Annotated in this window: 23 protein-coding genes; 7 read left to right on the top strand and 16 right to left on the bottom strand. The window is 68.2% G+C overall.

Annotated elements, in window-relative coordinates; all coding sequences use genetic code 11:
• Window positions 1-16: 16 nt before the first annotated feature.
• Entirely contained in the window at window positions 17-1,360 is a 1,344-nt protein-coding gene (locus tag WCE59_RS03025; RefSeq protein ID WP_343257232.1) for a sigma-54 interaction domain-containing protein, read from the bottom strand.
• A gap of 178 nt (window positions 1,361-1,538) precedes the next feature.
• On the opposite strand from WCE59_RS03025, the gene WCE59_RS03020 reads away from it, so the two are divergent.
• Together WCE59_RS03020 and WCE59_RS03015 are read left to right on the top strand one after the other, a co-directional pair.
• Complete coding sequence (locus WCE59_RS03020; protein WP_343257231.1) at window positions 1,539-2,645, top strand: PA0069 family radical SAM protein; 1,107 nt, start codon at window positions 1,539-1,541, stop codon at window positions 2,643-2,645.
• Window positions 2,646-2,726: 81 nt separating this feature from the next.
• Window positions 2,727-3,500, top strand: coding sequence for a sensor histidine kinase (locus tag WCE59_RS03015; protein WP_343257230.1), 774 nt, complete (start codon window positions 2,727-2,729; stop codon window positions 3,498-3,500).
• 42 nt (window positions 3,501-3,542) lie between these two features.
• Here the strand turns inward: WCE59_RS03015 and WCE59_RS03010 are convergent, their stop codons facing one another.
• From WCE59_RS03010 to phhA, 4 genes are all read right to left on the bottom strand, one after another.
• Window positions 3,543-4,250 carry a 2OG-Fe(II) oxygenase gene (locus WCE59_RS03010; RefSeq protein ID WP_343257229.1) on the bottom strand — a complete coding sequence of 236 codons (708 nt, stop codon included), beginning with the start codon at window positions 4,248-4,250 and terminating at the stop codon, window positions 3,543-3,545.
• A gap of 36 nt (window positions 4,251-4,286) precedes the next feature.
• On the bottom strand, window positions 4,287-5,489 hold the full coding sequence (locus WCE59_RS03005; RefSeq protein ID WP_343257228.1) for an amino acid aminotransferase: 1,203 nt from the start codon (window positions 5,487-5,489) through the stop codon (window positions 4,287-4,289).
• A gap of 86 nt (window positions 5,490-5,575) precedes the next feature.
• The gene (locus WCE59_RS03000) at window positions 5,576-7,723 is read right to left on the bottom strand and encodes a TonB-dependent receptor family protein (protein WP_343257227.1); all 2,148 of its coding nucleotides are present in this window, start codon (window positions 7,721-7,723) and stop codon (window positions 5,576-5,578) included.
• Between the two features lie 105 nt (window positions 7,724-7,828).
• Window positions 7,829-8,716, bottom strand: coding sequence for a phenylalanine 4-monooxygenase (gene phhA, locus WCE59_RS02995; protein ID WP_343257226.1), 888 nt, complete (start codon window positions 8,714-8,716; stop codon window positions 7,829-7,831).
• Between the two features lie 126 nt (window positions 8,717-8,842).
• Between phhA and WCE59_RS02990 the strand changes: the two genes are divergently transcribed.
• Window positions 8,843-9,316: an Lrp/AsnC family transcriptional regulator gene (locus WCE59_RS02990; protein ID WP_343257225.1), complete on the top strand. Its 474-nt coding sequence runs from the start codon at window positions 8,843-8,845 to the stop codon at window positions 9,314-9,316.
• Between the two features lie 12 nt (window positions 9,317-9,328).
• Here WCE59_RS02990 and WCE59_RS02985 read toward each other — a convergent pair whose 3' ends face one another.
• From WCE59_RS02985 to WCE59_RS02970, 4 genes are all read right to left on the bottom strand, one after another.
• On the bottom strand, window positions 9,329-10,390 hold the full coding sequence (locus tag WCE59_RS02985; protein ID WP_343257224.1) for a patatin-like phospholipase family protein: 1,062 nt from the start codon (window positions 10,388-10,390) through the stop codon (window positions 9,329-9,331).
• A gap of 250 nt (window positions 10,391-10,640) precedes the next feature.
• Complete coding sequence (locus WCE59_RS02980) at window positions 10,641-12,341, bottom strand: M28 family metallopeptidase (RefSeq protein ID WP_343257223.1); 1,701 nt, start codon at window positions 12,339-12,341, stop codon at window positions 10,641-10,643.
• 67 nt (window positions 12,342-12,408) lie between these two features.
• Window positions 12,409-13,482, bottom strand: coding sequence for a serine hydrolase domain-containing protein (locus WCE59_RS02975; protein WP_343257222.1), 1,074 nt, complete (start codon window positions 13,480-13,482; stop codon window positions 12,409-12,411).
• 243 nt (window positions 13,483-13,725) lie between these two features.
• Window positions 13,726-14,502, bottom strand: coding sequence for a rhomboid family intramembrane serine protease (locus WCE59_RS02970; RefSeq protein WP_343257221.1), 777 nt, complete (start codon window positions 14,500-14,502; stop codon window positions 13,726-13,728).
• 66 nt (window positions 14,503-14,568) lie between these two features.
• On the opposite strand from WCE59_RS02970, the gene WCE59_RS02965 reads away from it, so the two are divergent.
• From WCE59_RS02965 to rmuC, 4 genes are all read left to right on the top strand, one after another.
• Window positions 14,569-15,741, top strand: coding sequence for a class I SAM-dependent rRNA methyltransferase (locus WCE59_RS02965; RefSeq protein WP_343257220.1), 1,173 nt, complete (start codon window positions 14,569-14,571; stop codon window positions 15,739-15,741).
• 29 nt (window positions 15,742-15,770) lie between these two features.
• Window positions 15,771-17,861 carry an NHL repeat-containing protein gene (locus tag WCE59_RS02960; protein ID WP_343257219.1) on the top strand — a complete coding sequence of 697 codons (2,091 nt, stop codon included), beginning with the start codon at window positions 15,771-15,773 and terminating at the stop codon, window positions 17,859-17,861.
• Window positions 17,862-17,942: 81 nt separating this feature from the next.
• Entirely contained in the window at window positions 17,943-18,566 is a 624-nt protein-coding gene (locus tag WCE59_RS02955; RefSeq protein ID WP_343257218.1) for a hypothetical protein, read from the top strand.
• 177 nt (window positions 18,567-18,743) lie between these two features.
• Window positions 18,744-20,144 (top strand): DNA recombination protein RmuC, encoded by a 1,401-nt coding sequence (gene rmuC, locus WCE59_RS02950; protein WP_343257217.1) that lies wholly within the window; start codon window positions 18,744-18,746, stop codon window positions 20,142-20,144.
• Window positions 20,145-20,257: 113 nt separating this feature from the next.
• Here the strand turns inward: rmuC and WCE59_RS02945 are convergent, their stop codons facing one another.
• From WCE59_RS02945 to fabG, 7 genes are all read right to left on the bottom strand, one after another.
• Window positions 20,258-21,298 carry an MlaA family lipoprotein gene (locus tag WCE59_RS02945; RefSeq protein WP_343257381.1) on the bottom strand — a complete coding sequence of 347 codons (1,041 nt, stop codon included), beginning with the start codon at window positions 21,296-21,298 and terminating at the stop codon, window positions 20,258-20,260.
• Between the two features lie 90 nt (window positions 21,299-21,388).
• The gene (locus WCE59_RS02940) at window positions 21,389-21,694 is read right to left on the bottom strand and encodes an STAS domain-containing protein (protein ID WP_343257216.1); all 306 of its coding nucleotides are present in this window, start codon (window positions 21,692-21,694) and stop codon (window positions 21,389-21,391) included.
• Window positions 21,681-22,334 carry an MlaC/ttg2D family ABC transporter substrate-binding protein gene (locus WCE59_RS02935; RefSeq protein WP_343257215.1) on the bottom strand — a complete coding sequence of 218 codons (654 nt, stop codon included), beginning with the start codon at window positions 22,332-22,334 and terminating at the stop codon, window positions 21,681-21,683. Before WCE59_RS02935 ends, WCE59_RS02940 begins: the two co-directional genes overlap by 14 nt.
• Entirely contained in the window at window positions 22,334-22,882 is a 549-nt protein-coding gene (gene mlaD / locus WCE59_RS02930) for an outer membrane lipid asymmetry maintenance protein MlaD (protein ID WP_343257214.1), read from the bottom strand. The genes WCE59_RS02935 and mlaD overlap by 1 nt, the downstream gene beginning before the upstream one ends.
• Before the next feature lie 37 nt (window positions 22,883-22,919).
• Complete coding sequence (locus WCE59_RS02925) at window positions 22,920-23,666, bottom strand: MlaE family lipid ABC transporter permease subunit (protein ID WP_343257213.1); 747 nt, start codon at window positions 23,664-23,666, stop codon at window positions 22,920-22,922.
• Window positions 23,666-24,454 (bottom strand): ABC transporter ATP-binding protein, encoded by a 789-nt coding sequence (locus tag WCE59_RS02920; RefSeq protein ID WP_343257212.1) that lies wholly within the window; start codon window positions 24,452-24,454, stop codon window positions 23,666-23,668. Before WCE59_RS02920 ends, WCE59_RS02925 begins: the two co-directional genes overlap by 1 nt.
• Before the next feature lie 136 nt (window positions 24,455-24,590).
• Window positions 24,591-25,346, bottom strand: a complete 756-nt coding sequence (gene fabG / locus WCE59_RS02915; RefSeq protein WP_343257211.1) for a 3-oxoacyl-ACP reductase FabG — start codon at window positions 25,344-25,346, stop codon at window positions 24,591-24,593.
• Between the last annotated feature and the right edge of the window lie 24 nt (window positions 25,347-25,370).

The raw sequence follows: 25,370 nt of genomic DNA, 5'->3' as shown, positions 1-25,370 counted from the left end.
TGCCCCCGACGGCTGCTCAGCGCAGTTCGGCCAGCGACAGGTGGTGCTTCCTGCACAGCCGGTAGACCGTGACCCGCGAGACCCGCAGGCGACGGGCGCAGGCGCTGACGTTGAATCCGGTGTCGCGCAGGGTCGACAGCACCGCCTCGCGTTCGGCGCTTTGGCGGGCGCTGTCCAGGCAGTCTTCGCCGTTGCCGGCGTCATCGTGCTCCAGCTGCAGGTCGGCCACGCTGATCAGCGGCCGGCGGGTGATCACCGCGGCCCGGCGCACCCGGTTGAGCAGTTCGCGCACGTTGCCCGGCCACGGATAGGCGAGCAGGGCGCGCCGGGCCGACGGGTCGAATCCGCGCGCGCTGACCGGGTTCAGGCTGCGGAACTCCTCCAGAAAACACCGGGCCAGGATCTCGATGTCGCCGCCACGCTCACGCAGCGGCGGCATGTCCAGATGCAATACGTCCAGGCGGAAGTACAGGTCGCGGCGGAACCGGCCGCGTTCCACCGCTTCGGTCAGGTCCACGTGGGTGGCTGCCAGCACGCGCACATCCACTTGGGTGGAATGGCTGTTGCCGACCCGCTCCAGAGTGCCTTCCTGCAGCACGCGCAGCAGGTTGGCCTGGGCGTCCATCGGCAGGTCGCCGATTTCGTCGAGAAAAATGGTGCCCGTGTTGGCCGATTCGAACAGACCAATGCGTCGGCTGGCGGCGCCGGTGAAGGCTCCGCGCTCATGGCCGAACAGCTCGGACTGGATCAGACCGGGGGGCAGCGCACCGCAGTTGACCGCAATGAACGGACTGCGGCGGCGCGCGGACAGATCGTGCAGGGCGCGCGCGGCCAGCTCCTTGCCGGTGCCGGTTTCGCCGGTCACCAGCACCGGCAGATCCACGCGCGCGTAGCGGTGCAGGGTGGTGCGCACCTCCAGCATCGGCGCGCTCTGGCCGATCATGCCGCCGATGTCGCCGCTGCCCGGCGCGCGCTGGTCGAAGTTCGCCAGCGCCTGTGACAGCTGCTGGATGTTGAACGGGCAGACAATACGCTCGCCGCAGGCCCGCAGAATCGGTTGCAGCGCCGGATCGTCGGTGCCGTCGTCGGGAATCATCGCGATCAATGGAAGATCGGCATGATCGATCACAGTGCGCTTGAGCGCCTCGATCACCGCCGGGGCGCCATTGCGCAGATCCACCAGGGCCACCACCTGGTCACCGCCGCGCATGCCCACGTGGGCATCCGCGCACGGATCAATCACGCGCAGGTTCCAGCCCGCTGCGGCCAGCATGTGGATTTCGTGCGTGGACGGCGCTCCGAACCAGATGACGCAGCGTCGAGGAGGAGAAGCGCTGTCCATGGATCGCACTGTCAGCATGATGTTTCCCCCGGCAAGTGTGTGCTTGTCCTCGTACTTTGTCAGTGCATGGGTAATAGACGCGAGGAACGTGGGTGACCGGCCACTCGCGCATTTTCCGGGTCTCATGCGGGTCTTCAGACTGACTCCTTCAGCTTGCGTCTCGGCGGCTGCGACCGCGGCGTGCCAGCATGGCCACATGCGAACCCGCGCCAGACCCCACGGCCCCGCCACCGAGCCCGTCCGCGGCCGCGGCGCTGCGTCTTTTGTTGATGGACGCTTCCAGCAGCAGGCCGTGCGCCTGGAAGACGACGGCTGGGACAGCCTGCAGGTGCTGGCCGAAGAGGCTGGACAGTCGCGTCTTGAAACCGAGGTGACGGAAGAGAAGGCGCGCCGCGTCATCAGCCGCAACCAGTCGCCGGATATCGGCTTCAGCCAGTCGGTCAATCCGTACAGGGGCTGCGAGCACGGGTGCGTGTACTGTTTCGCCCGCCCCTCGCACGCCTATCTGGACCTGTCGCCGGGCCTGGATTTCGAAACCCGGCTGTACGCCAAGACCAATGCCGCCGATCGGCTGCGTGAGGAGCTGGCCAAGCCTTCGTACCGCTGTTCACCGATCGCCCTGGGCATCAACACCGACGGCTACCAGCCGATCGAGCGCGAGTGGGGCGTCACCCGCCAGCTGCTGGAAGTGCTGGCCGAGTGCCGCCATCCGTGCAGCATCGTGACCAAGGGCGCGATGGTGCTGCGTGACCTTGACCTGCTGGCGCCGATGGCGCGCGAGGGCCTGGTCACGGTGTATCTGTCGATCACCACGCTCGACAATCGCCTGTCGGCAAAGATGGAACCGCGGGCGGCCGCCCCCCACGCGCGCCTGGCCACGGTCAGGCGCCTGTCCGATGCCGGGATTCCGGTCGGCGTGCTGGTGGCTCCGGTGGTGCCGGCGATCACCGACATGGAGCTGGAATCCATCCTGGAAGCGGCGCGCGAGCACGGTGCCAGCGCCGCCAGCTACGTGCTGCTGCGCCTGCCGCATGAGCTCAAGGAAATCTGGCGCGAGTGGCTCGCTCTGCACTATCCCGACCGCGCCGCACACGTGATGAGCCTGATCCAGCAGATGCGCGGTGGCAAGGACTACGACAGTGGCTTCGGCCGGCGCATGCGTGGCGAAGGCCCGTTCGCCGACCTGATCGGCGCCCGCTTCGCCCGCGCCCAGCGGCGCCTTGGCTATGGCCGGCTGCCGCCGCTCGAGTGCGGCGTGTTCGTACCGCCCCGTCCGCCTTCGCCCCAGGGCGAGCTGTTCTAAAGAAGGACGCAGCGCAAAAATTCAACGTGACCATCATCGCCATGCCAGTACACTGCGGTCGTTTCACAGGGGCTTCGCGCCATGCGTTCCGATTCGGATTCCTGCCTGACGCCGCTCTCGTCCGAGGAGCGGCTGGCAGCGGCTGAGCAGGCGCTGCAGACGCTGCGCACCCAGCAGGAGGTGCTGGCAGCCGGCATTTCCCATGATCTGCGCGCCCCGCTGCGCGCCATCAGCAGTTACGCCCGTCAGCTCGATCAGCATCATTCGGCCGCCCTGGGGGAGGAAGCTAGCGGCTACGTGCAGCGGATCCGCGAGGCGGCTGCGCGCATGGATGGCCTGATCGACGGGCTGCTGCAGCTTTCCCACGTGGCCCGCGCGTCGCTGCGCATGCAGCGGGTGGATGTGGGCATGCTGGTGGAGTGGTGCCTGGCCGAACTGCAGGACGCCGAGCCGGGGCGCGCGATCGAGGCCACGGTGCAGCCGGACCTTTTCGTCCGCGGCGATGAACGCCAGATCAAGCAGCTGTTCGAGCGCCTGCTCCATAACGCGTGGAAGTTTTCCGGACCCGACACGGCCCGGATCCAGGTCAGCGGCGAGCCTGTCGACGGGCACCTGCGGATCGAAGTCCGCGATGAGGGCAGCGGCTTCGACATGCGCTATGCCGGCCGCCTGTTCGAGCCCTTCCAGCGTCTGCACCCCACGGAGCAGGGAGGTGGCAACGGCCTGGGCCTGGCGATCGTCCATGCGATCGTCGAGCGTCATGGCGGGCGCATCGAGGCGGACTCGGAACCAGGCCGGGGCAGCGTATTCCATGTGGAATTGCCGCTGGATGCCGGCCCGGACACGCAGGAGTAGGTAAACGGGGGTGCTGGCCGGGATCGGATCCCGGAGTGCAGATCAACCTGCGGCTGGCGCGGCGCCGTACAGCTGTTCAGCGCGCTGGAACAGGATCCAGCTGGTGGCGATGAACTTGTCCCCACCCTCGGGCCGGTTGCCGCGGTGGGTGTGGGTGAACGCGGTGGGCGCGATCAGCAGGTCACCGGTGCGCGGCGCAACCTTGCGCTGCTGGAACAGGAATTCGGTTTCGCCGGCGCTGAACCCGTCGTTGAGGTAGATCGTCCACAGCAGATGGCGGTGCAGGGTTTCGCCTTGGGCATCGCGTGGGTACAGCTCGCAGTGCCAGTACGGGTAGCCGCCTTCGCCAGCGGTATACCACTGCAGGTTGACCGGGCCCGGGCGCAGGCAGGTGCGGGCCAGCGCGCCGAGGGCGGCATTGTCCATCGCCGCCAGGTCGGCCGCTTCCAGCCGGCGCAGCTGGCCGTCCGGGCCCGGCTGCTGCAGCATCAGGGGTGCAATCAACGCCTGCGGCCAGCGCCGCAGGTAATCGAGCAGGCCGGCGTAGACCGCCACGTTCAGGGCCTGCTCCACATCGGCCCATTCGCGTTTGCCGGCCAGTGTCAGGTCGTGGCTGCGCTTGAGCTCGGGGTAGACCCCGCCGCCCACGCGCCCCGGCTGCAGCTGGCTGCTGGTACGCATGCGCTCAACGATGAGCGCACAGGTATCGGCATCCAGAGCGCCCGGCACCACATGGATGAAATCGTCCATTGCTGCGTTGTCTGCGCCCATGCGTGCCCGCCTTCGTCAGCCGCGGCTGACGGTGGACACCGCTTCGGCCACGTAGTCGATGTTGTCCATGTTCAGACCGGCCACGCAGATGCGGCCGGTGCCGACCGCGTAGATGCCGAATTCCTCGCGCAGGCGATCCACCTGGGCGCGGCTCAGGCCGGAGTAGGAGAACATGCCCGCCTGGTGGCGGATGAACTCGAAATCGGCCGTGCCGTGCGCCGCCAAACGTTCCACCAGGCCGTCGCGCAGGGCGTGGATGCGGGTGCGCATCTGGCCGAGCTCGGCTTCCCACTGGGTGCGCAGCGCGGGGTCGTTAAGCACCCCAGCCACCAGCGCAGCGCCGTGGTTGGACGGGCTGGAATAGTTGGTGCGCACCAGGCGCTTGACCTGCGACTGCACGCGCGCGTTTTCCTCGGCGTTGTCGCTGACCACGGTCAGCGCGCCAATGCGCTCGCCGTAGAGCGAGAACGACTTGGAGAACGAGCTGGCCACCAGGAAGCTGCGAATCGGCGATTCGGCCAGCAGGCGGATCGCGTGCGCGTCCTCGGCGATGCCCTGGTCAAAGCCCTGGTAGGCCATGTCCAGGAACGGCACCAGGCCGCGTTCGTGCAGCAGGTCGATCACCTGGGCCCACTGCGCGCGGGTCAGGTCGGCGCCGGTCGGGTTGTGGCAGCAGGCGTGCAGCAGCACCACGGTGCCGGCTTCCATCTTGCCCAGGTCCGCCAGCATGCCGTCGAAGTCCAGGCCGTGGCTGGCATCGTCGAAATAGGTGTAGTCCACCACTTCGAACCCGGCCGCCGGGAACAGGGCGCGATGGTTTTCCCAGCTGGGCGTGCTGATCGCCACGCGGGCGAACGGCAGCGCGTGCTTGAGCAGATCGGCGCCGACCCGCAGCGCGCCGCTGCCGCCGATGGTCTGGGTGGTGCTGGCACGGTTCTCGCGGATCAGCGCCGAATCGACGCCGAACAGCAGTTCGCGGGTCGCACTGCGGTAGTCGGGCATGCCGTCGATCGGCAGGTAGCCGCGCGGCGGGCTCTGTTCGGCCAGCGTGCGCTCCACCTGCTGCACCGCACCCATCACCGGGATCCGGCCTTCCTCGTCGTAGTAGATCCCGACCCCAAGGTTGACCTTGGTCGGGCGCGGATCAGCGCGGAAGGCATCGGTCAGGCCGAGGATGGGATCCCCGGGAACGAGTTCCAGGTTCGAGAAAATGGACACGGCATCACTTCGTCAGCGAAAGGGGGAAGGGCCGGGAAAACACCCGGCACGCATCCCGTCAAACATAGCATTTCCGGTGCGCGGACTCAGTGGTTCCCGGTCCAGTGCAGGCCGATCAGCCAGGTGCGGTCGCGGCCGGGTTCATAGAAGCGGCCGTTGCCTTCGTTCACGATCACCGAGCCGATATGGTCGTGATCAAGCAGGTTGTCGATGCGGGCGAATGCCCGCCAGGTGCCAGCGCTGCTGCGCCAGCTGCGCGAGGCCTCCAGGTGCAGCTGGCCGTAGCCCGCGGCGGATTCGGTGCCCAGGTCGTTGACCGGGACGGACGAGACCGCTTCGCCCACCAGCGCTGCGCTCCACGGCCCTTCCTGCCACGCCAGCCGCGCCGAGAGCTGCTGCTCCGGCACGCCGGGAATGCGCGCGCCTTCCTCCACCAGGATGGACGGCGTCGTGCAGCCGGCGTCCACGCAGACCAGCTCGCTGCTGCGGAAGGTGGCATCCAGCTGGGTCGCGGCGACGGCCAGGTCGAACGCCTCGCCCAGCGGCATGCCCCAGGCCAGCTCCAGGCCCTGGCGGCGCGCGCTGCCCACGTTGCGGAAGCTGCTGCGACCGCCGGCGTTGCGGGCCACGGCCAGCTCGTCGTCGGTGTCGGCGCGGAACAGGGCCGCTTCCAGGCGCATGCCGTCATCGCCGCGCCACTTCACGCCCAGCTCGTAGTTGTCGCTCACCGCCGGCTGCAGGTCGAATGCCAGCCCGGCGCCGCCGTCGGCGCGGTAGGAGATCTCGTTGAAGGTGGGGGTCTCGAACCCGCGCCCGGCCGACGCGTACAGGCGCAGGTTGTGGCTGGGCGCGAAGCTGATGCCAGCCACCGGTGCGGTGTGGTGGTGGCGCACCCGGCCGCTGTCATCGGGATTGACCGCGGTCACGAAATTATCGTTGGAATCGAACTCCACCTCGCTGTGGCGCGCGCCCAGCAGCAGCGACCACTGGTCGGCCAGGCGCCACCAGGCCTGGGCATAGACATCGGCATTTTCCAGCCGGTTGCGCTCGTCGCGGCGCAGTCCGCCGCGCACGCCCAGCTGGTCGCCGACGAAGTTTTCCCAGCCGCGCCGGTCCTGGCGCTGACGGTCCACGTTGGTGCCCACGGTCACTTCCAGCGATCGCCCGGCCAATTCGGACTGCAGCGACCAGCGCGCATCAAAGCCGTGGTAGCGGTTGTCCAGGTCGATCACCCCGCCGGCATGCAGCGGGCCGCCCTGTGGCGCAGGCGGAATGGGCAGGTACTGCAGCACCTCGCGCTCGCCGCCGTAGGCCATTACCCGGACCACTTGGTTGGTGCCGATGTCGTGTTCGTACACCGCGCCGGCCTGGCTCTGGCGCACGCTTTTGCGTGTGTTGTACAGGTGCGCATTGGCCACGGCCTGGCGGGGGTTTTCGCGCACCTGCGCGGCGGTCAGGCCCAGCGGATCCTGCGCCTCGGGGATATCCACGTGGTTGGCTATCAGCTGCAGGCGCCCGCCGGTGCCGACGTCAAAGCCGAGCTTGAGGTTGGCCACATCGCGGCGCGCGGCGCTGTGGTCGCGCCAGCCATCGGTGTCCAGACGCGAGAGCGCCAGGTTGTAGCCCATGCGTTCGGTGCCGCCGAGCAGCTGCGCGGCCGCGGTCCAGGTGCTGTCGGCGCCCCAGGTGGCGCGGGCCTGCCAGGGATCGCCCGGCTGGCCGTCCGCGCTCCAGATCTGCACCACGCCGCCGGACGAGTTGCCATGCAGGGCCGAGAACGGCCCGCGCAGCACTTCCATGCGCTCGCCGCCCATCAGGCTGAAGTGCGACAGCTGGCCCTGGCCATCGGGCATGGACGCCGGAATGCCATCGGCGTACAGGCGCAGGCCGCGTACGCCGAAGGTGGCGCGCGAGCCGAAGCCGCGGATCGAGAGCTGGGTGTCCTGGGCGAGGTTGCGGCGGTCGCGGGCCAGCAGGCCGGGGATTCCGCGCAGCACTTCGGACACGTCAGCATCGGCGCGGTTGGCGTCATTCTCCAGCGAAACCACGCTGGCTGATGCGGGCATGTCGAATGCGTTGACGCCGCGCAGGCGGCTGGCCTGGACCACGACGCGATCAAGGGTGGCTGCATCGGTTGCGGTGCCCGCCGCGTCATCGGCGGGGCTGGAAGCGAGCAGGGGGGTACCGACCATCAGGCCGGCCAGGGTCAGGGAAAGACGGGAGAGGGAATGCATGCGCGCCATGATCGCTGATCCCCCGTGTGGGAAAGATCACGACGTTGAGACAGTCCTTTGCGTGCGATGCCCTTTCGGGCGGACACGGTGTCGTGCCTGCCGGGCTCAGATGTCGCCGTCGGTGGCCCAGCCCTCACCGGTGCCGCGATGGAACACGCGGTCATCGTCCTGCACCTCGCCCGCTGGGAACGATTCCGCCTGGGCCAGTCGCGCATAGATCGGGGTGAAGTCCGGGTCGGTACCGCGCATCAGCTGCTCAAAGCTGTCGATCACGAAATAGGTCTTCTGGTAGGTGTCGATGCGGTAGCGGGTGCGCATGATCCGCTCCACGTCGAAGCCGATCCGGTTCGGTGCGTCGCTCTCGAGGCTGTAGATCGACTCGCCCTTGGACGACACGATCCCGGCGCCGTAGATCCGCAGTCCTTCCGGCGTATCGATCAGCCCGAACTCCACCGTGTACCAGTACAGCCGGGTCAGCGCCTGCAGCGCCTCTTCGCCGACCCCGTGGGCCTTCAGCCCGCCCTCGCCGTAGGCCTGCATGTAATCGGCGAACATCGGATTCATCAGCAGCGGCACGTGGCCGAACAGATCGTGGAAGAGGTCCGGTTCCTCGATGTAGTCGATCTGGTCCGGGCGCCGGATCCACCAGGTCACCGGGAAACGGCGGTTGGCCAGGTGGTCGAAGAAATCGAGCTCCGGCAGCAGCCCTTCCACGCCAATCAGGGTCCAGCCGGTGGCCTTGCGCAGCTCAATGTTGAGGTCGGAGAACTTCGGGATCCGGTCGGCGGTCATGCCCATCGCGTCCTGGGCGTCGAGGAACTCCTGGCAGGCGCGGCCCGGCAGGATCTCGCGCTGGCGCGCGTACAGCGTGGCCCAGGTGGCGTGGTCGTCGGCGCTGTAGTCGCCCCAAGGCTGTTCCACCACGCCGGTGGCGTACACCGGCACCTTGCCCTTGTCGGTATGCAGGTTCTCAACGCGGCGTGGCTGGTTCATGGTGGTTCCTGACGGGGCTGACATTCCAGCGTAGCGCGCGGGCGGCGCAACGGGTTTGCGTTGTTGCGCAGGATGAGGTTAATTGCACATCTTTGTTGCGTCATAACCAAAAGAGGCGACAGATCAATGCAGCCGATCCAGATGGACCGCACGGACCTGCAGCTGCTGGCCGAGCTGCAGCGCCACGGTCGCCAGACCAACACGGAGCTTGCCGAGCGCGTGCACCTGTCGCCCTCGGCCTGTCTGCGCCGGGTGCAGCGGCTCGAACGCAGCGGGGTGATCGCCGGCTACCGCGCTGAGCTGGACGCCGAGCACCTGGGGCTGGGCCTGCAGGTGTTCGTGCGGGTACAGCTGGACAAGCACGACGTCAGCTACGTGCAGCGCTTCAGCGATGCGGTGCAGGGCTGGAACGAGGTGGTGGCCTGCCACGCCCTCAGCGGCGACATGGACTACCTGCTACAGGTGGTGGTGGAAGACCTGGACCACTTCTCCCGCTTCCTGCTCGACCGTTTGCTCAACGCCACCGGCGTGGCAGACGTGAACTCCAACTTCGTATTGCGTACGGTAAAAGCGTTCCGGGGACTGCCGCTGCCGGGTTGAACGGCGAGCGAATCAGCGCAGTCCGGTTGCACCCGTTGTGGTTTGGCAGCTGTCCGGACCGCTGAACGGGTTGAGCGCCTGCACCCAGCCGCGGCTGCATTGGGCCGGTTCTGATTCCGGCTCGGACAGCGTCCGCGGAGCCAGTGCGGCCGCGCGCTGTTCCTGCATGCGGGCGATGGCGGCGCGGATCTGTGGCAGTGCCGCCAGCGCCGCACGCTCACCCTGGGCAATGGCCCGGGCGCGCTGGGTGAAATCGGCCGAGCCGATATCGTTGACCTCGGGGCGGATCACCACATCGGCGCGCCCGCGCTCTTCCGCGCCCAGGCGCTGGCCCATGATCGCGATCGACTGGTTGACGATGCCCAGCAGATGATCCGGGGTCCGGCCGCTGGCCTGGGTGGAGATATCCACCGCGATCACCACGTCGGCGCCGAGTTGGCGCGCCGCGTCCACCGGTACCGGGCTGCTGACCCCGCCGTCCACATAGCTGTAATCGCCGATCTTCGCCGGTTCAAACACGCCCGGCACCGCGCTGGATGCGCGCACGGCCTGGCCGGTGTTGCCGCGGGTGAATACCGTGCGCGCACCGTTGTCGAGCCGGGTCGAGACCGCCGCGAACGGCTTGCCCAGCCGTTCGATGGGCCGTCCTTCCACTTGGGAATTCACATAGTCCTGCAGCTTCTGGCCCTGCAACAGGCCGCCGCTGAACAGCCTGACGTCGCGGATCGCAGCCTCGTCCAGCGCCACCGAGCGCTCCTGCAACGCAAACGCATCCATACCGCCGGCATACATCGCGCCCACCACGCTGCCAGCGCTCGTGCCGGCCACCACGTCGATGGTGATGTCGTTGGCCTCCAGCATCTTGATCACGCCGATATGCGCGAAGCCCTTGGCCGCGCCGCCGCCCAGCGCCAGGCCCACCCGCACCGGTGGTGGTTCGGGCAGTGGCGCGGGCGTGGGATCGATGCTGACCGGAGCAACCGGCCGCACTTCGTTATGCCCGCACGCTGCCAGCAGCGCCAGCGTGCACAGCAGGGCCAGTGGTAAGCGGAAGAGGGAGGATTGGGCGGTCATCATTGGCGGAGTCCGGAACATCCGCCTGAGCATATCGGTCCGCGCCCTGTCAGCAGCTGAAGGCCGGTGCCTACCGAAGCACTGTGGGCTGCCCCACTGTAGGAGCGCGCCATGCGCGCGAAGCCGCGTGAATCATGGCGACGCAGTGTGGCCTCACAGCCGCGGTCGCGATGGGCTTCGGATCCTGCGTTGCGGCCGGAACCGCGTCGCACTGACAGCCGTCACGCGGCTTCGCGCGCATGGCGCGCTCCTACAGGGAGGAGCCGAAACGCTCACCGAAGAAGTCGCCGGGGTTCCACTTGGGACGGGCGTCGTCGTTGCCGATGCGGGTGGCGATGGCGGCGCTGAGGCGGGCCAGGCGGGCGGCGTCGTCGTACTGGATCGGCTGGGTCGCGTCGTCGCAGGGCTGGTGATAGCAGTTGCGCAGGAAGTAGGTAAGCGCCAGACGCGGGTCGCGCTTGCCGTCGGCCGACTCCACCCCGCCGTCCAGGTACACCGCGGGGATGCCGCCGTGCACGAAGGCGTACTGGTCGCTGCGCACGAAGGTGACCTCTTCGGGGAAGGGATCCGGTGACAGCTTCACCCCGACTTCTTCAGCAGCCGCTTCCACCGCGGCTTGCAGGGTGGAGTGCTCCGCACCGATCACCACCGCGTCGGTGCTCGGGGCCAGCAGCACCGGCATGTCGATGTTGATGTTGGCCACCAGGCCCTCGCGCGGCACGGTCGGTCGGGCCACGAAGTGCTGGGCGCCGAGCAGGCCCTGTTCCTCACCGGTGAGCGCGGCGAACAGCTGCGAGCGGCGCGGCGCCGTGTCGGCAGTGGCCATCATGTTGGCGGTCTCGAGCATGATCGCCACACCCAGGGCATTGTCGATGGCGCCGTGGTGGATCGCATCGCCATCGCGCAGCTGGATGATGCCCACGTGGTCCAGGTGCGCGGTGTGCACCACGTGCTCATCGGCCAATGACGGATCGCTGCCGGGCAGGCGGCCGATCACGTTGTGCGAATCCAGCGCCTCGATGCGGGTGCCGCCTTCAATCACCACCGTGGCGTCGAGCGCGAACGCGCGTCCCTTGCCGGTGCGGGCGGTTTCGAACACCTGGGCCGCAGTGCGTCCGGGCGCCATCAGCAGCTTGTCGGCCTGGGCCACGCTCACCGCCGTCACGGCCTGCAGCTGCGGGAAGCCATCTACCGCAAAGCCGTCGCCATCGCGCAAACGCATGGCCGGCTTGTCCCACGCCGCCTGCATCCGCGCCCACGGCAGGCGCGCTTCAAACTGCGGCGAGGACACGATCACCACGCCCACCGCGCCGCGATCCACCAGCGCCTGCATCTTTTCCCGGGTGGCCGAATGGAACGCGCGCGCATGGTGGTCGAAGGTGTCCGGCGCGCCCGGCAGGATCACCGCGATCCGGCCGCGCAGGTCCACGCCGGTGAAGTCGTCGTGGTCCAGCTCCGGCGCATGGATCGCATGACCGACGAACACCGCCGGCGCGCGCACCGAATGGCGTGCGACGTTGAAGTTTGACCACGGCAGGAAGTCGTCGCTGAAGCGCAGCTCTTCCACCCGGTCATCGCGTTCCACCGCCAGCCGCGCGCCGTCGCGCAATGGCACGCCGGTCAGCAGCGGCACGCGCTGGAACCAGGTGCCGTCATCTCCGGCAGGCTGCAGTCCGGCTTCGGCCATGCGCGCGGCCACCAACGCCGCCGCGCGTTCGAAGCCGGGCGTGCCGGTTTCGCGGCCTTCCAGGGCCGGGTCCGCCAGGCGCCGCAGATCGGCCTCGATCCGCTGCGCCGACGGATCGCTGGACTGGGGCACGGCATCGGCGATCGGTGTGGCCACCGGTGCCGGCGCATCGGGCTCCGTTGGAGTCTGCACGCAGCGCCAGCCCAGCACAGCCAGTGCCACGAGCACGATCAATACCAGGGCAATCCGCAGCGTTCGGGACATGGCAGTCAGGAAGTCGGTGTTTAAAGAAGGGTTGCCACGCCGGCATGGGCGTGGCGCCTGCGCAGGATCAGCGGCTGAACTCGTCCATGATCCGCCGCGCCAGCGGATAAGGGCGCGGGGCGTTGCGGTTGGTCAACACCAGCACCGTCAGGTGCTGCTCCGGATCGCGGATGATCACGTTGCGAAAGCCCATGGTCTCGCCCGAGTGCCACATGCGTTCGCCGTCCAGGCGCCAGCCGTAGCCGTAAGCGTCCACGTTGTCCTCGTCCACCGACACGCCGGTCTGGTCGGAGAACGCCAGCGCGCGGGTGGCGTCGGACAGCAGGCGCCCGTCGTACAGGGCCGCATCCCACTTGGCCATGTCTTCCAGCGAGCTGTAGATGCCGCCATCGCCCAGCACCGCGCTGGTCGGGCTCTGGTCGGTGCGGGTCCACTCACCGTCGACCAGGCTGTGGCCAAAGGCGCGGTTGGCCACCGTGGAGATGCCGTCCTCGAAAGCCACGCTGTTGTCCATGCCCAGCGGGCTGAAGATCCGCTCGCGCAGAAAGTCGGCATAGCGCTCGCCGGTGGCGGCGTTCACGATGAGGGTCAGCAGGGCATAGGCGCTGTTGCTGTAGCGGTACTCAGTGCCGGGTTCGAAATACAGACGGTCCTGACCCTCCAGGATGGCGAGCACGTCGGCATCGCGCACCTGGCGGTCCAGGCCTTCCGGCATCACGTCTTCGTAGTCGATCAGGCCGGAGGTGTGGGCGAGCAGGTGGTGAATGGTGATGGTGTTGGCCGCTTCGGGCAGCGAGGGCAGCCACTTGCGCACCGGGTCATCCAGCTGTACCAGGCCGTCTTCGGCCACCAGCAGCACGGTGGCGGCGGTAAACGCTTTGCTCACCGAAGCCAGGCGGAAGTTGGTGTCCGGGGTGACCGGGGTGCCGGATTCCACATCGGCCAGGCCGTAGCCGCGGCGAACCACCGGCTCGCCATCGCGCAGCACCAGCACCGCGGCGCCGGGCACGTTGCCGTCGTAGTCGGACATGATCGCGTCGATCGGATTGGCTCCGGTGTCGGTGGCGGTGGGTTCGGCGGAACCGCCGTCGGTGCAGCCGGCCAGGGCGGCAAACAGCGTGGCAATCAGGAGTGTGCGCATGCTCCCGAGTCTATCCACCCCAGTAGGAGCGCGCCATGCGCGCGAAGCCGCGTGACGATTGGTTTGCCGGTGCGGTCCGGCGGGTCAGCGTCTGTCAGGACACGCTGTGAATACGTCCATGTACGCTTGTCGGCGACGTCCATGTCGCCGACAGTCCTGACAGACGCTGACCCACCGGACCCTCGACGTTGCGGCGATCGGCCGGGGACAGGCGTCACGCGGCTTCGCGCGCATGGCGCGCTCCTACTGGGGAGGGTCGTCATTTTTGCGGGGGCGGAATTCGAGCACCTGGCCTTGGCGGGGTTCGTCGCGTTGCCAGAGCACGGGGACGTCGTTCGGGGCGGCGGTTTCGAACTGGTCGCGGTCGCGCGCTGCGTCCTGTTCGGCCTGCTCCTCTTCCAGCTCCCAGCTGTACTGCTTGCGCGGCGGGCGCGGGTCGCTGGCCCGGAACAACCAGGCGGCCAGCACGCCGCCCAGCGCCCCGCCAAGGTGCGACTGCCAGGACACGCCCGGCTCCTGCGGCAATACGGTCAACAGCATGCCGCCATAGAAGAAGAACGCGATCATCCCGGCGGCGACCGATGGCCGGTCGCGGCGCAGGATGCCGAGGACAAACAGCAGGAACATCAGTCCGTGGGTCACGCCGCTGGCGCCCAGGTGCCGCGAGCCGGGGTCGCCCAGCCACCACGCGCACAGCCCCGCCCCCAGCCACATCAGCGGCAGGGCGCGCGGCGTGGCGCGCGGGTACAGGGTGAAGGCCAGCGTGCCCAGCATCAGCAGGGCGGTGGCATTGGCGAACAGGTGTTCGGGCGAGCCGTGCAGCAGCGGCGCGGTCAGCACGCCCAGCAGGCCGGCCGCCTCGCGCGGCGATACCGCGAACGGGCGCCAGTCGATCATGTGCTGCACGCCGAACATCACCGCCAGCAGGGCGACGAAACCCACCGCCAGTTTCAGCGCCGAACCAAGCCGGCGGCGGTCGGCCGCACGCTGTGCTTTGGGATCGGCGGGCGGTTCAGGCATCTCCAGGTGCATGTCCAACACAATGGCGCCGGAATCCGGCGATGCAACCTGCCTTAGAATTGCGGCATGGATTCCCCACTGCCCACGGTCAGGCTCAAGAACGCCTGGCGCTCGTCCCATCCCTGGATTTTCCAGCGGCTGGTGGAAAAACCCGCCCAGCGGATCAGCCCCGGCAGCATCGTCGACGTGGTTGGCGTGGATGGCGACTGGATCGGTCGCGGCTTCTACAACGGCCGCTCGCGGATTGCCCTGCGCATTCTGGAAACCAACCCTGAAGCGGCCGTCGATGCGGACTGGTTCCAGGGCCGGATCGGCGAGGCCGTGCGCCTGCGCCGCGAAGTGCTACGGCTGGACGAAGTGTCCGACGGCTGGCGTGCGGTGAACAGCGAGGGCGACGGGCTGTCCGGCCTGATCGTCGATCGCTACGCCGACCTGCTGGTGATCGAATTCTTCTCCGCGGGCATGTTCCGCCATCGCGAGTGGATCTACGACGCGCTGCGCGAGCATTTCCCCGGCTGCCGTATCCACGCTTCGGCCGACGAGCACGTGCAGAAGCAGGAGAGCTTCGATTTCAGCGGCAGCGTTCCGGCCGAGCCGGCGGTGATCACCGAGCACGGGGTGAAATTCCGCGCCGATCCCGCTGGCGCGCACAAGACCGGTTTCTTTGCCGACCAGCGTGAGAACCGCGAATGGCTCTCGCGCCAGTGCGAAGGCAAGCGAGTGCTGGACCTTTGCTGCAACACCGGCGGCTTCGGCATCTATGCCGCCGCGCGCGGGGCCGCCGAGGTGACCGGCGTGGACATTGACGAGGCGGTGCTGGAGATCGCCGCCGCCAACGCCCGCCTCAACGATGCGCGCGTGCGCTTCGTGCAGGCCGACATCTTCCCGTGGCTGCGTGACGTGGCCGCCCGCGATGCCGATGGCTGGGACGTGGTGGTGCTGGATCCGGCCAAGATGACCCGCGACCGTGAGCAGGTGATCCCCGCGCTGAAGAAGTATCTGGACATGAACAAGCTGGCGCTGGGCGCGGTGAAGCCTGGCGGCCTGTTCGCCACCTTCTCCTGCACCGGGCTGGTGAGCGAGGAGCAGTTCCTCGACATGCTGCGCCGGGCGGCGTTCTACGCCGGTCGCACGGTGCAGGTGATCAAGGTCGCCGGCGCCGGCGCCGACCATCCGTTCCTGGCCCACGTGCCCGAGTCGCGCTACCTGAAGGCGGCCTTCTGCCGCGTACTGGATTGAACCGGCGGCGCCGGGCCGCCCGGCCCGGTATGCGCCGTGCGCTGCTGGGCGTGGTGGCGCTGGTGCTGCTGGCACTGGCGGCCACCGCGCTGTGGCCACCGCAGGAGGCCGATGGTCCGGTCGCTCCGGCTGAAACTTCGTTCGATTGGCAGGCCCGGATTGCCCTGCTGGCCGGTGACGGCCATCGCGGCGTGCGTGACGGCGCGCTGGTGCGGGCGCGTTTCGATGAGCCCTGGGGCCTGGTGCGCGGCCCGGATGGCAGCCTGTTCGCCGCCGATGGCGGCGAGGCCAACCGGATCCGCAGGATCGCGCCGGATGGCACTGTGCAGACCCTTGCCGGCGCTGAGGAAGGCTTCGCCGATGGCATCGGCACGCAGGCCAAGTTCCACACCCCTTCGTCGCTGGCGGTCGACAGCCACGGCAATCTGTACGTGGCCGACACTGGCAATCACGCCGTGCGCCGGATCAGCCCCGATGGCAAGGTGACCACCCTGGCCGGTGATGGCAGCCCCGGCTTCCGCGACGGGCCGGGCGCGCAGGCGCGTTTCCACGGACCGATGGGCGTGGCGGTGGATGCGCTGGGCCGGGTATTCGTGGCCGATACGTGGAACGACCGGATCCGCGTGATCGACCCCGATGGCAGCGTACGCACGCTGGCCGGCGGCGATCGCCCGGGGTTCCGCAATGCGATGGGGCTTCAGGCACGTTTCGATACGCCCACCGGGCTGGCACTGGATAGCGAGGGCCGGCTGTGGGTGGCCGATACCGGCAATGGCGCGCTGCGGCGGGTCGATCCGGACGGGCTGGTGGATACCTGGCGTCCTTCGCCGTGGGAAGACTTCGAGACCGGACTGGGCCGGCCGCTGGCGATCGCTGCCAGCCACGACGGGCATCTGTACGTGGCCGAACTGTCGCCGGGGCGAGTGTTGCAGCTGTCCCCGGATGGCCGGATCCGGGTGCTGACAGGCGGGCATGAGCGCCAGTGGTTCGCCCGCCCGTCTGCACTGTGGCTTGAGACGGACGGCAGCCTGCTGCTGGCCGATGCCGCGGGCCATCGCCTGCACCGCCTGGCGCCGCGCATCGACGGCAGCGCCGACAGCGCTACTGGCCCCGACCCCGAGCGCCTGCTGCCCGCCACCGCCGGTCGCTGGCCGCTGGCGCCGCAGGACGGCTGGCATGAAGTGGTCGGCACGCTGGGCGAAGTGCGTGGCAACTTCCGCGGCGAAAGTCGCAGCCACCTGCATAACGGCCTGGATATCCGCGGCGACGTGGGCGCGCAGGTGCTGTCGATCGCCGATGCCAAAGTCAGCTCGCCGCTGGCGGCATGGAGCTTTGGTGGCCAGGCCGAAGGCATCGCCACCGATGAACTCACCTACCTGCACCTGCGGGTGGGGCGGACCCCGTGGGGCGCGAATCTCGACCCGGAAAAATACCAGTTCGTGCACCGCGAGGATGGACGCCCGGAGCGGGTGCGCATCGCCCGCGGCACCCGCTTCGCCGTCGGCGAGGCGCTGGGCACCATCAACGCCCAGGCCCACGTGCACCTGATCGTCGGCCCCTACGGCCACCAGCTCAATGCGATCCGCCTGGGCCTGGTGAACTACATCGACACCGTGGCCCCGCGTATCGAGGGGATCATGCTGCTGGATGGGCACGACCGGCTGCTGGAGCGGCGAAGCGCCGATGGGCGCGTGCTGGTGCCCGGCGATGGCGGCGGCGTGCAGGTGGTGGTGGATGCCTGGGACCAGGTGGATGGCAACCTGGCCCGCCGCCGGCTGGGCCTGCACAGGGTCGGCTGGCAGATCCTCGCCGCCGACGGCAGCATGCTGCCCGGCCACACCCGGCCGATGATGAATATCGATTTCTCCCGCATGCCCGCCCACTCGGGTGCGGTAAAGGTGGCCTACGCCGCCAACAGCGGCATCACCGTGCACGGTGCCGCGCGCACCCGCTTCCTCTACGTGGCCAACAACCACGTGCGCGCCGCGGAAATGGCCGTCACCCCGTGGCAGCCAGGCGCGCTGCCGCCGGGTGATTACCTCATCCGCGTGTTCGGCGAAGACGCCAGCGGCAACCAGGCCACCGGCCCCCGCGACCTCCCCATCAGAATCACTCCGTAGGCGCCGTCGCCGGCCGGTTTGTGTCCGACCGGCCCACCGCTGAGAATCGCGGTGCCAGGAATTCATGCAATGGAGTGCACCATGTTCCAGCCCGTCATCCGATTGATGCCGTTGTTGTTCGCGGCGCTTGTCCTGTTCCCCGCCTGCTCGCCGGAGCCGCAGGAAGTTCACGCGATCACTGAGTTCGACGTGGGATATCGACCCTCGGCCAATATCCAGCAGCAGGTAGAGGTGCTGCTGGCCACTGGCTCGGGATCTTCGAACAGTCCGGTCTATTCCGACATTGCTTTCTTTCCGGTGATTCGCGCCGATGCGTTCGACCTCGGCGAACTGCCCGCGGCGTTGCGGCGCGGAGATGTTGAACCGGATCTTTCCGGCATCGATTTCGACAGCCATTTCGGCTTCCTTGTGGCACACCCCAACGCAACAAAATCCTACGGCGCCATGATGAGCGGTCAGCGCGCCACCTATTTCAGCTCGGTGCGCGTGTCCTATCCCGAAGACCGGGTGCTGATCCATCTGTCAGGCAGCCGTCTGGGTGGGCTGGATCCCATGACCGCGCTGACCGCGCGCTGGGAAGGCAGCGTCTATCCGATAGAACGTCGCGGGCGCACCGACGTGGAAGTGCGGATCGATGAAAACGCCTACATGTACTCGCTGGAGGATGGGGGGCTGGAAGCTTCTGCAACAAAGGGCAAGCCCTGACCCGCCCCCGGGTTTGCGGCGATCGGCCGGGATCGGGATTCACGCGGCTTCGCACGCGTGGCGCGCTTCACTTGGCCATGGGGCCAGTGTCCGCGGCAGCTGAAAACTCCGGGTGAAGGCGATTCGGAAAAGCCCCCGCGGCGCAGCCGATGAGACAGCCGTGGGTAGACTGGCCGGATGGAAACCCAGACCCTTTTGATCCTGATCCTCGGCCTGCTGCTGGTGGTGGCCGGGCTGCTGTTGATGCTGGTGCTCCGGCGTCCTGACGATGCGGCCGGCATGCTGCGCGAGGCGCTGGAAGACGCGCTGCGTGACGAGCAGCGCGCAGGCCGCAGCGAGCTGCGCGAACAGCTCGACAGCTCCGCCGCCAGCCAGACCCAGCGGATCGACGGCTTCGCCGCGCGCTTGACCGAGTTCAGCGTGCGCACCGACCAGCGTCTGGATACGCTGCGCGACGCGTTGCTCGAAGACGCGCGCAAGACCCGGGCCGAGCAGGGCGAGGCGCAGCAGCGCTTTTCGGAAACCCTCGGTGCCCGCCTGGCCGATGTGGCCCAGCGCAACGATCAGCGGATCGGCGAACTCACCCAGCGCAACGAGCAGCGCATGGTGGAACTTCGCAACACGCTCGACAGCCAGCTCAAGGCCCTGCAGGCCGACAACGCGCACAAGCTTGAGCAGATGCGCGAGACGGTGGACGAGAAGCTCCAAACCACCCTCAACACCCGCCTGGACGCCTCGTTCAAACTGGTATCCGAGCGCCTGGAGCAGGTGCAGCGCGGGCTGGGTGAAATGCAGCAGCTGGCCACCGGCGTGGGCGACCTCAAGCGGGTGCTCACCAACGTCAAGAACCGCGGCGGCTGGGGCGAGGTGCAGCTGGAGAACATCCTCGAACAGGTGCTGATCGCCGAGCAGTACGAGCGCGAGGTGCGGGTGCGGCCGGAGTCGGCCGAGGCGGTGGACTTCGCCATCCGCCTCCCCGGTCGCCGCGATGACGACACGCCGGTGTGGCTACCCGTGGACTGCAAGTTCCCGCGCGAGGACTACGAGCGCCTGCTCGACGCCCAGGAGCAGGGCGATGTGGAAGCCGTGCGCACCTGCGGCAACCAGCTGGAGCGCGCGATCCGGGTGCAGGCAAAATCGATCAGCGAAAAGTACGTGGTGCCGCCGCACACCACCGACTTCGCAGTGATGTTCCTGCCCACCGAAGGTCTGTATGCGGAAACCATCCGTCGACCGGGGCTGGTGGATGCGCTGCAGCGCGAGTTCCGCATCGTGGTGGCCGGGCCGACCACGTTCACCGCGCTGCTCAACAGCCTGCAGATGGGTTTTCGCACTCTGGCCATCGAGCAGCGCTCAAGCGAGGTCTGGAAACTGCTGGGTGCGGTCAAGACCGAGTTCGGAAAGTTCGCCACCGTGCTGGAAAAGACCCACGGCCAGCTCAACACGGTGCAGAACAGCATCAAGCAGGCCGGCGTGCGCACCCGCGCGATCGAGCGTCAGCTCAGGGGCGTGGAGTCATTGCCCGGACCGGAAGCCCAGCAGCTGCTGGATGAAGAAATTTCTGACGAAACCCCGTAGGAGCGCGTCATACGCGCGAAACCGCGTGAATCATGGCGCTGCCGTGCGGCTTCGGCTTGGACGCCGGTACCGACGCCCCACCGCAATGACAGACGTCACGCGGCGACGCGCTCCTACAGATCGGGGATCTGGACGGGGATGGCGTCGGCGGGGACGGTGGGGTTGGCTTCGTCGTCCAGCAGGTAATCGGGCAGCAGGTAGTCGTCGTCCTCACCCACCCGGTCGCCGTGAATCTGGTAATTGCGCCGCTGCAGCCACGCATCGCGCACCAGCGCGTATTCGTCCGCCGCGCCCTGGCGCATGCGGTCCACGGCCATCAGCTGGGTGCGGATATCCACCAGCTGCAGACCCTGCAGGCCAACGCGCACGGCGTCGTCGTCGATCTGCCGGGTCGGCGAAAGCGGCGCGTCGCCGGCCAGGCCGAACACATCACGCACCGTGCGCGGCCCGAACAGCGGCAGCTCCAGATAGCGCGAGCTCTCCCAGCCCCACAAGCCCAGCGTCTGGCCGAAATCCTCGCTGCGGTTGGGAATGCTAGCGTCAGTGGCCGGATCGAAGATGCCGCCGATGCCCAGCGTGGTGTTGATCACGAACCGGCCCAGCGACTGCCCGGCCTGCTTCGGCTTGCCCTGCAGCAGCGCGTTGAACGCGCTCACCGGCTGGCCGAGGTTGGAGAAGAAGTTGCTCACGCCCAGGCGCACCGGTCGCGGCACCACACGCACATAGGCCCGCGCCAGCGGCAGCGCCACCGTGCGGTCCACGGCGTTGTTGAAGCGGTGCATGCGCCGGTTGAACGGTTCCCACGGGTCGTAGCTGACCGGCATCTGCGCCGAAGGCGGCAAGGTGGGGTCGGCGATCGGGTCGTAGACCTCTTCGCCGTAGATCGCGGCGAAGTCCAGCTCTTCCTGGGTCGGTGCGAGGGTGGCACCTTCCGCAACGGCCGGGGCAGTGGCCTCGACCGGCTCCGCGGTATCCACGGTCGCCACTGCAGCTGCGGCTTCGGCAGCGACTGCTTCGGTCGCGATAGCCGTTTCCACAGCTGTCGGATGGCTGGTTTCCAACGCCGGATCGGTGATGACAACCGGCGCTTCGGCCGGCGGCGCATCGCTGCGCACCTGGCTGCCGCCCGCGCACGCGGACAGCGCGAGCGCCATGGCTAGCGCCGCGGTGGGGGCCAGCGTGCGGTACAGGGGGGAGGGTTGGGTGGTCACAAAGCGGTGCCGTTGGGGGAAGTGGGGGCCGATCTATTGCGGCAACTGGCCGCCGCCGAATTCCAGCGAAGGCGACAGCCGGTAGGCAGCACGAAGTTCATCCAGCCCCGCGGGGCTGCCGCTCAGGGCCAGCCCGCCGCCGCGTGCGGACAGGGCCGAGAGCAGGGCCAGGCCGGCGCTGTCGATGTGCGGGACCGCAGCAAGATCCAGGCTGCTGGCGCCATCCAGCGCGGCCACGGCCTGCGGCCACAGGCCGCCGATGCGGTCGCGGACCAGGGCACCGGTGAACACCACCGCGTCGCCCTGGCGAGCGACCGAAACGGACTCAGAGCCCGGCATCAGCCTGGACCTGGCCGCCGCGCAGCTCATCGGCCACCTGGCGGATCGACTTGTTCTGCAACTCGTTGTCGAACTGGCGGCGGAAGGTGCTGACAAAACTCACGCCTTCCACCTGCACGTCGAACACCTTCCATTGCCCGCCGCTCTGGCGCAGCAGGAAGCTCATCGGGATCGGCTCGCCGCCCTGGCGCAGCAGCTCCGCGCCCACACGCACGCCCAGTCCGCGCGGCAGCGCCGTCTCCGAGACGATCCGCGCCTGCAGGCGGGTGTTGAAGTCCAGCAGCGAGGCGCCGTAGCGGCGCAGCAGGCTGTCGGACAGCGCGTCGGCGAAGTAGCCGATATCGGCGTCGTCGGCGCCGCGGCCGTGGCGGCCCAGCACCTGGCGGGCCGCGTAATCGCGGTCGAACATGGTCTCGAATTCGGACCGCACGAACGCTTCCAGCGCGCTTGGGTCGCGCTGGAAGTCGGCGCGGCGGCTTTCAAGCGTGGTCAGCACGCGCTGGGTGTTGTCCAGTACCAGCTGGCTCGGCGTGCCCTGGGTCTGGGCGGAGCCGGCCTGGTTGGCCTGTGCGAACACCAGCGAAGGGGCCGCGGCCAGCAGGGCCGAGCCCAGGATCAGGGGAAGAATGCGTTGTTTCATCAGTTCTGCTCCTCGGGGGAGGGAGTCGGTTCGGGGGCAAAAATATCGTTGCTGTCCGGTGCAGTGTGCCCGCCGTCACCTTCCGGGCCGCTGAACATGTAGCGGCCGACCATCTGGATCAGGTCCACGGCTGGCGTGGTGAAGGCGATTTCCTCGCCCGGCTGCAGCGATTCCATATCGCCGCCCGGCTGCAGGTCCACGTAGCTTTCGCCCAGCAGCCCGCCGGTGAGAATGGTGGCCGAGGTGTCGATCGGCAGCTCGCTGTAGCGGCTGTCAATGTCCAGGGTGACGACGGAATCAAACCGCACCGGGTCCAGGGCAATGCTGCCGACCCGGCCGATGGTCACCCCGCCCACTTTCACCGGCGCCTGTCGGCGCAGCTGGCCCAGGTCGGTGAAGCGCGCGTTGATCTCATAGGTATCGGCGCCAAAGCCCAGGCTGAAGCGGTTGTTGGTTGAGGCGATCGCCAGCACCACCAGCGTGGCCAGGGCCAGCAGCAGGAAGGCACCGACGGCAAATTCGAGGCGGGGGCCACGGGAGCGGCTCATGCGGTTGTCTCCATATGGGACATGAAAATTTGAGGCATCAAAACAGGAAGGCGGACAGGGCGAAGTTGAACATCAGCACCAGCAGCGAGGCGTTCACGACCGCGCGGGTGGTGGCCACCGAGGTGCCCTCGATGGTCGGCTCGGCGTGATAGCCCACGTAGGACGCCACCAGCGCCGCGGTGCCGCCGAACACGGCGGATTTGATGAAGGCGTTGACGAAATCGTTGCGGAAATCCACCGCGTCCTGCATCTGCTGCCAGAACATGCCCGAATCGATGCCCAGCACCTGCACGCCCTGGAACCAGCTGGTGGCGATCGCGAAGCTGCAGAAGAAGCCGGTCAGCAGCGGCACCGTGATCACCGCCGCCCAGAAGCGCGGGGCCACGGTCTTGGCGATCGGATCGATCGCCATCAGGCCCAGCGCGGTGATCTGGTCGGTGGCGCGCATCAGTCCAAGCTCGGCGGCAATTGAACTGCCCGCACGGCCCACGAACAGCAGCGCGGTCAGCACCGGCGCCAGCTCGCGGTACAGGCCCAGGCCAATCAGGATGCTGACCTGGTTGGTGGCGCCAAAGGTTTCCAGCCCGCGGAAAGCCAGCAGGGTCAGCGACAGACCCACGAAGGCGCCGCCCACAGCAATGATCGGCAGCGATCGGCCGCCGATCTTGTAGATCTCGCGCACCAGCTCGGCGAAGAAGTCCGCGGTCGGCTTCGACGCGCGCAGCACCGACAGTGAGAACAGGCCCGCGCGGCCGACGGAACGTGTGGCTTCAGCGAACGGCATCAGGCGGCCCTTTCCCGCGGTGCGGTGTCGAAGGCGATGGGTCCATCCGGCTGGCCGTCCAGAAACTGGCGTACCAGCGGATCGGAGGTTTCGTACAGCTCGGCCGGCGTGCCTTCGAACACGATGCCGCCGTTGGCCAGCACCACCGCGCGGTCGGCGATCGACAGGCTTTCGCGCACGTGGTGGGTGACTACGATGCTGGTCAGGCCCAGGGTGCTGTTCAAGCGCGCGATCAGCCCGATGATCACCCCGATCGCGATCGGGTCCAGCCCGGTCAGCGGCTCGTCGTAGAGCATCAGCGGCGGATCCAGCGCCAGCGCCCGGGCCAGCGCCACGCGCCGGGCCATGCCGCCGGACAGCTCACGCGGATACAGGTGCCCCGCCGTGCGCAGGCCCACCGCGTGCAGCTTCATTTCCACCAGCCGTTCCAGCACCGGGCCGGCCAGTTTCGTGTGGGTCTGCAGCGGCAGGGCGATGTTCTCGGCCGCGGTCAGGTCGGTCAGCAGGCCGTTGTTCTGCAGCAGCATGCCGATGCCCTTGCGCAGTTCCAGCAGCGGGCGCTGCCTGCGCGGCACCGGCTGGCCCAGCACCTGGATGCTGCCGGCCGAAATCGGCAGCTCACCGGTGATCGCCGAAAGCAGGGTCGACTTGCCGCAGCCGGACGGTCCGAGCACCGCGGTCACGCTGCCGCGCGGCACATCCAAATCGATATCGGACAGGATCGTGCGCGGCCCGCGGTCGAGGCGGACACCGGAGAGGCGCACAGCGATGTCGGAGTTCTCGGGCATTTGGCAGGCCGGTGTGTGCAGCGCGATTGACCGCACAGGATTGCAGATCGTTACTGAACGCAGGGTCCGTATTGTACCGGCCGGTACAGCAATTGCCGTCCCGCCGAGCGGGACGGAGCGTCGCGCCGCGACCGCGCTACAGCACCGCTTCGGGCGATTCGGGCAGGATCTGCCCGCCGTCGACCACGATCGTCTGCCCGGTGATGAACTTGGCTTCGCGCGAGGCCAGGAACGCCACCGCGTGGCCGATGTCCTCCGGCGTGCCCAGAGTGTGGGTGGGGATGATCGCGCGCTGCTGGTCCAGGTAGGCCTCGCCCTGGGCCTCCAGCCCCGCGGTGAGGATGTTGCCCGGCTGCACCGCGTTCACGGTGATGCCGCGGTTGGCGTATTCCAGCGCCGCGCTGCGCATGAAGCCCAGCTGCGCCGCTTTGCTCGCCGCGTAGTGGCTCCAGCCGGGGAAGCCGGTGATCGGCCCGGTGATCGAGGAGGTGATCACTACCCGCCCGTAGCCGCGCGGGGCCATCGCCTTCAGTGCTGCCTGCACCACAAAGAACATGCTTTTGACGTTGACCGCCTGCATGTGGTCCCAGTCGCCCTCGGTCATCTCGTCGAGCGTGGCCTGGGGGAAAATGCCGGCATTGGAGGCGAGGATGTCGAGCTGGCCGGACTCGGCCACGATCTCCTCCACCACCGCCCGGGCTCGGGCGCCGTCGGTCACGTCCAGCAGCTTGAACACGCCGCCGATATCGCGTGCGGTCTCCTCGCCGCGCGCGGCGTCGATGTCGGTCACCACCACCTTCGCCCCGGCCTTGGCCAGCACCGCCGCGATGCCCCTGCCGATGCCCGCCGCGCCACCGGTAACCAGGGCCACCTGTCCTGACAGATCGAACATGCTTGTGCTCCTCCTGCGCCAAAT

Origin of the sequence: Luteimonas qiangzhengi, from assembly GCF_039548515.1 — a bacterium.
Classification (GTDB): domain Bacteria; phylum Pseudomonadota; class Gammaproteobacteria; order Xanthomonadales; family Xanthomonadaceae; genus Luteimonas.
The sequence above is the reverse complement of the archived record's forward strand: the minus strand, read 5'-3'. Positions and strand labels throughout refer to the sequence as shown.

Bases quoted from the DNA above. Each gene is read 5' to 3' on its own strand.
- WCE59_RS03025 (WP_343257232.1), bottom strand. From the start codon at position 1,360: ATGCTGACAGTGCGATCCATGGACAGCGCTTCTCCTCCTCGACGCTGC.
- WCE59_RS03020 (WP_343257231.1), top strand. From the start codon at position 1,539: ATGCGAACCCGCGCCAGACCCCACGGCCCCGCCACCGAGCCCGTCCGC.
- WCE59_RS03015 (WP_343257230.1), top strand. From the start codon at position 2,727: ATGCGTTCCGATTCGGATTCCTGCCTGACGCCGCTCTCGTCCGAGGAG.
- WCE59_RS03010 (WP_343257229.1), bottom strand. From the start codon at position 4,250: ATGGACGATTTCATCCATGTGGTGCCGGGCGCTCTGGATGCCGATACC.
- WCE59_RS03000 (WP_343257227.1), bottom strand. From the start codon at position 7,723: ATGCATTCCCTCTCCCGTCTTTCCCTGACCCTGGCCGGCCTGATGGTC.
- phhA (WP_343257226.1), bottom strand. From the start codon at position 8,716: ATGAACCAGCCACGCCGCGTTGAGAACCTGCATACCGACAAGGGCAAG.
- WCE59_RS02990 (WP_343257225.1), top strand. From the start codon at position 8,843: ATGCAGCCGATCCAGATGGACCGCACGGACCTGCAGCTGCTGGCCGAG.
- WCE59_RS02985 (WP_343257224.1), bottom strand. From the start codon at position 10,390: ATGACCGCCCAATCCTCCCTCTTCCGCTTACCACTGGCCCTGCTGTGC.
- WCE59_RS02980 (WP_343257223.1), bottom strand. From the start codon at position 12,341: ATGTCCCGAACGCTGCGGATTGCCCTGGTATTGATCGTGCTCGTGGCA.
- WCE59_RS02975 (WP_343257222.1), bottom strand. From the start codon at position 13,482: ATGCGCACACTCCTGATTGCCACGCTGTTTGCCGCCCTGGCCGGCTGC.
- WCE59_RS02970 (WP_343257221.1), bottom strand. From the start codon at position 14,502: ATGCCTGAACCGCCCGCCGATCCCAAAGCACAGCGTGCGGCCGACCGC.
- WCE59_RS02965 (WP_343257220.1), top strand. From the start codon at position 14,569: ATGGATTCCCCACTGCCCACGGTCAGGCTCAAGAACGCCTGGCGCTCG.
- WCE59_RS02960 (WP_343257219.1), top strand. From the start codon at position 15,771: ATGCGCCGTGCGCTGCTGGGCGTGGTGGCGCTGGTGCTGCTGGCACTG.
- WCE59_RS02955 (WP_343257218.1), top strand. From the start codon at position 17,943: ATGTTCCAGCCCGTCATCCGATTGATGCCGTTGTTGTTCGCGGCGCTT.
- rmuC (WP_343257217.1), top strand. From the start codon at position 18,744: ATGGAAACCCAGACCCTTTTGATCCTGATCCTCGGCCTGCTGCTGGTG.
- WCE59_RS02945 (WP_343257381.1), bottom strand. From the start codon at position 21,298: ATGGCGCTCGCGCTGTCCGCGTGCGCGGGCGGCAGCCAGGTGCGCAGC.
- WCE59_RS02940 (WP_343257216.1), bottom strand. From the start codon at position 21,694: ATGCCGGGCTCTGAGTCCGTTTCGGTCGCTCGCCAGGGCGACGCGGTG.
- WCE59_RS02935 (WP_343257215.1), bottom strand. From the start codon at position 22,334: ATGAAACAACGCATTCTTCCCCTGATCCTGGGCTCGGCCCTGCTGGCC.
- mlaD (WP_343257214.1), bottom strand. From the start codon at position 22,882: ATGAGCCGCTCCCGTGGCCCCCGCCTCGAATTTGCCGTCGGTGCCTTC.
- WCE59_RS02925 (WP_343257213.1), bottom strand. From the start codon at position 23,666: ATGCCGTTCGCTGAAGCCACACGTTCCGTCGGCCGCGCGGGCCTGTTC.
- WCE59_RS02920 (WP_343257212.1), bottom strand. From the start codon at position 24,454: ATGCCCGAGAACTCCGACATCGCTGTGCGCCTCTCCGGTGTCCGCCTC.
- fabG (WP_343257211.1), bottom strand. From the start codon at position 25,346: ATGTTCGATCTGTCAGGACAGGTGGCCCTGGTTACCGGTGGCGCGGCG.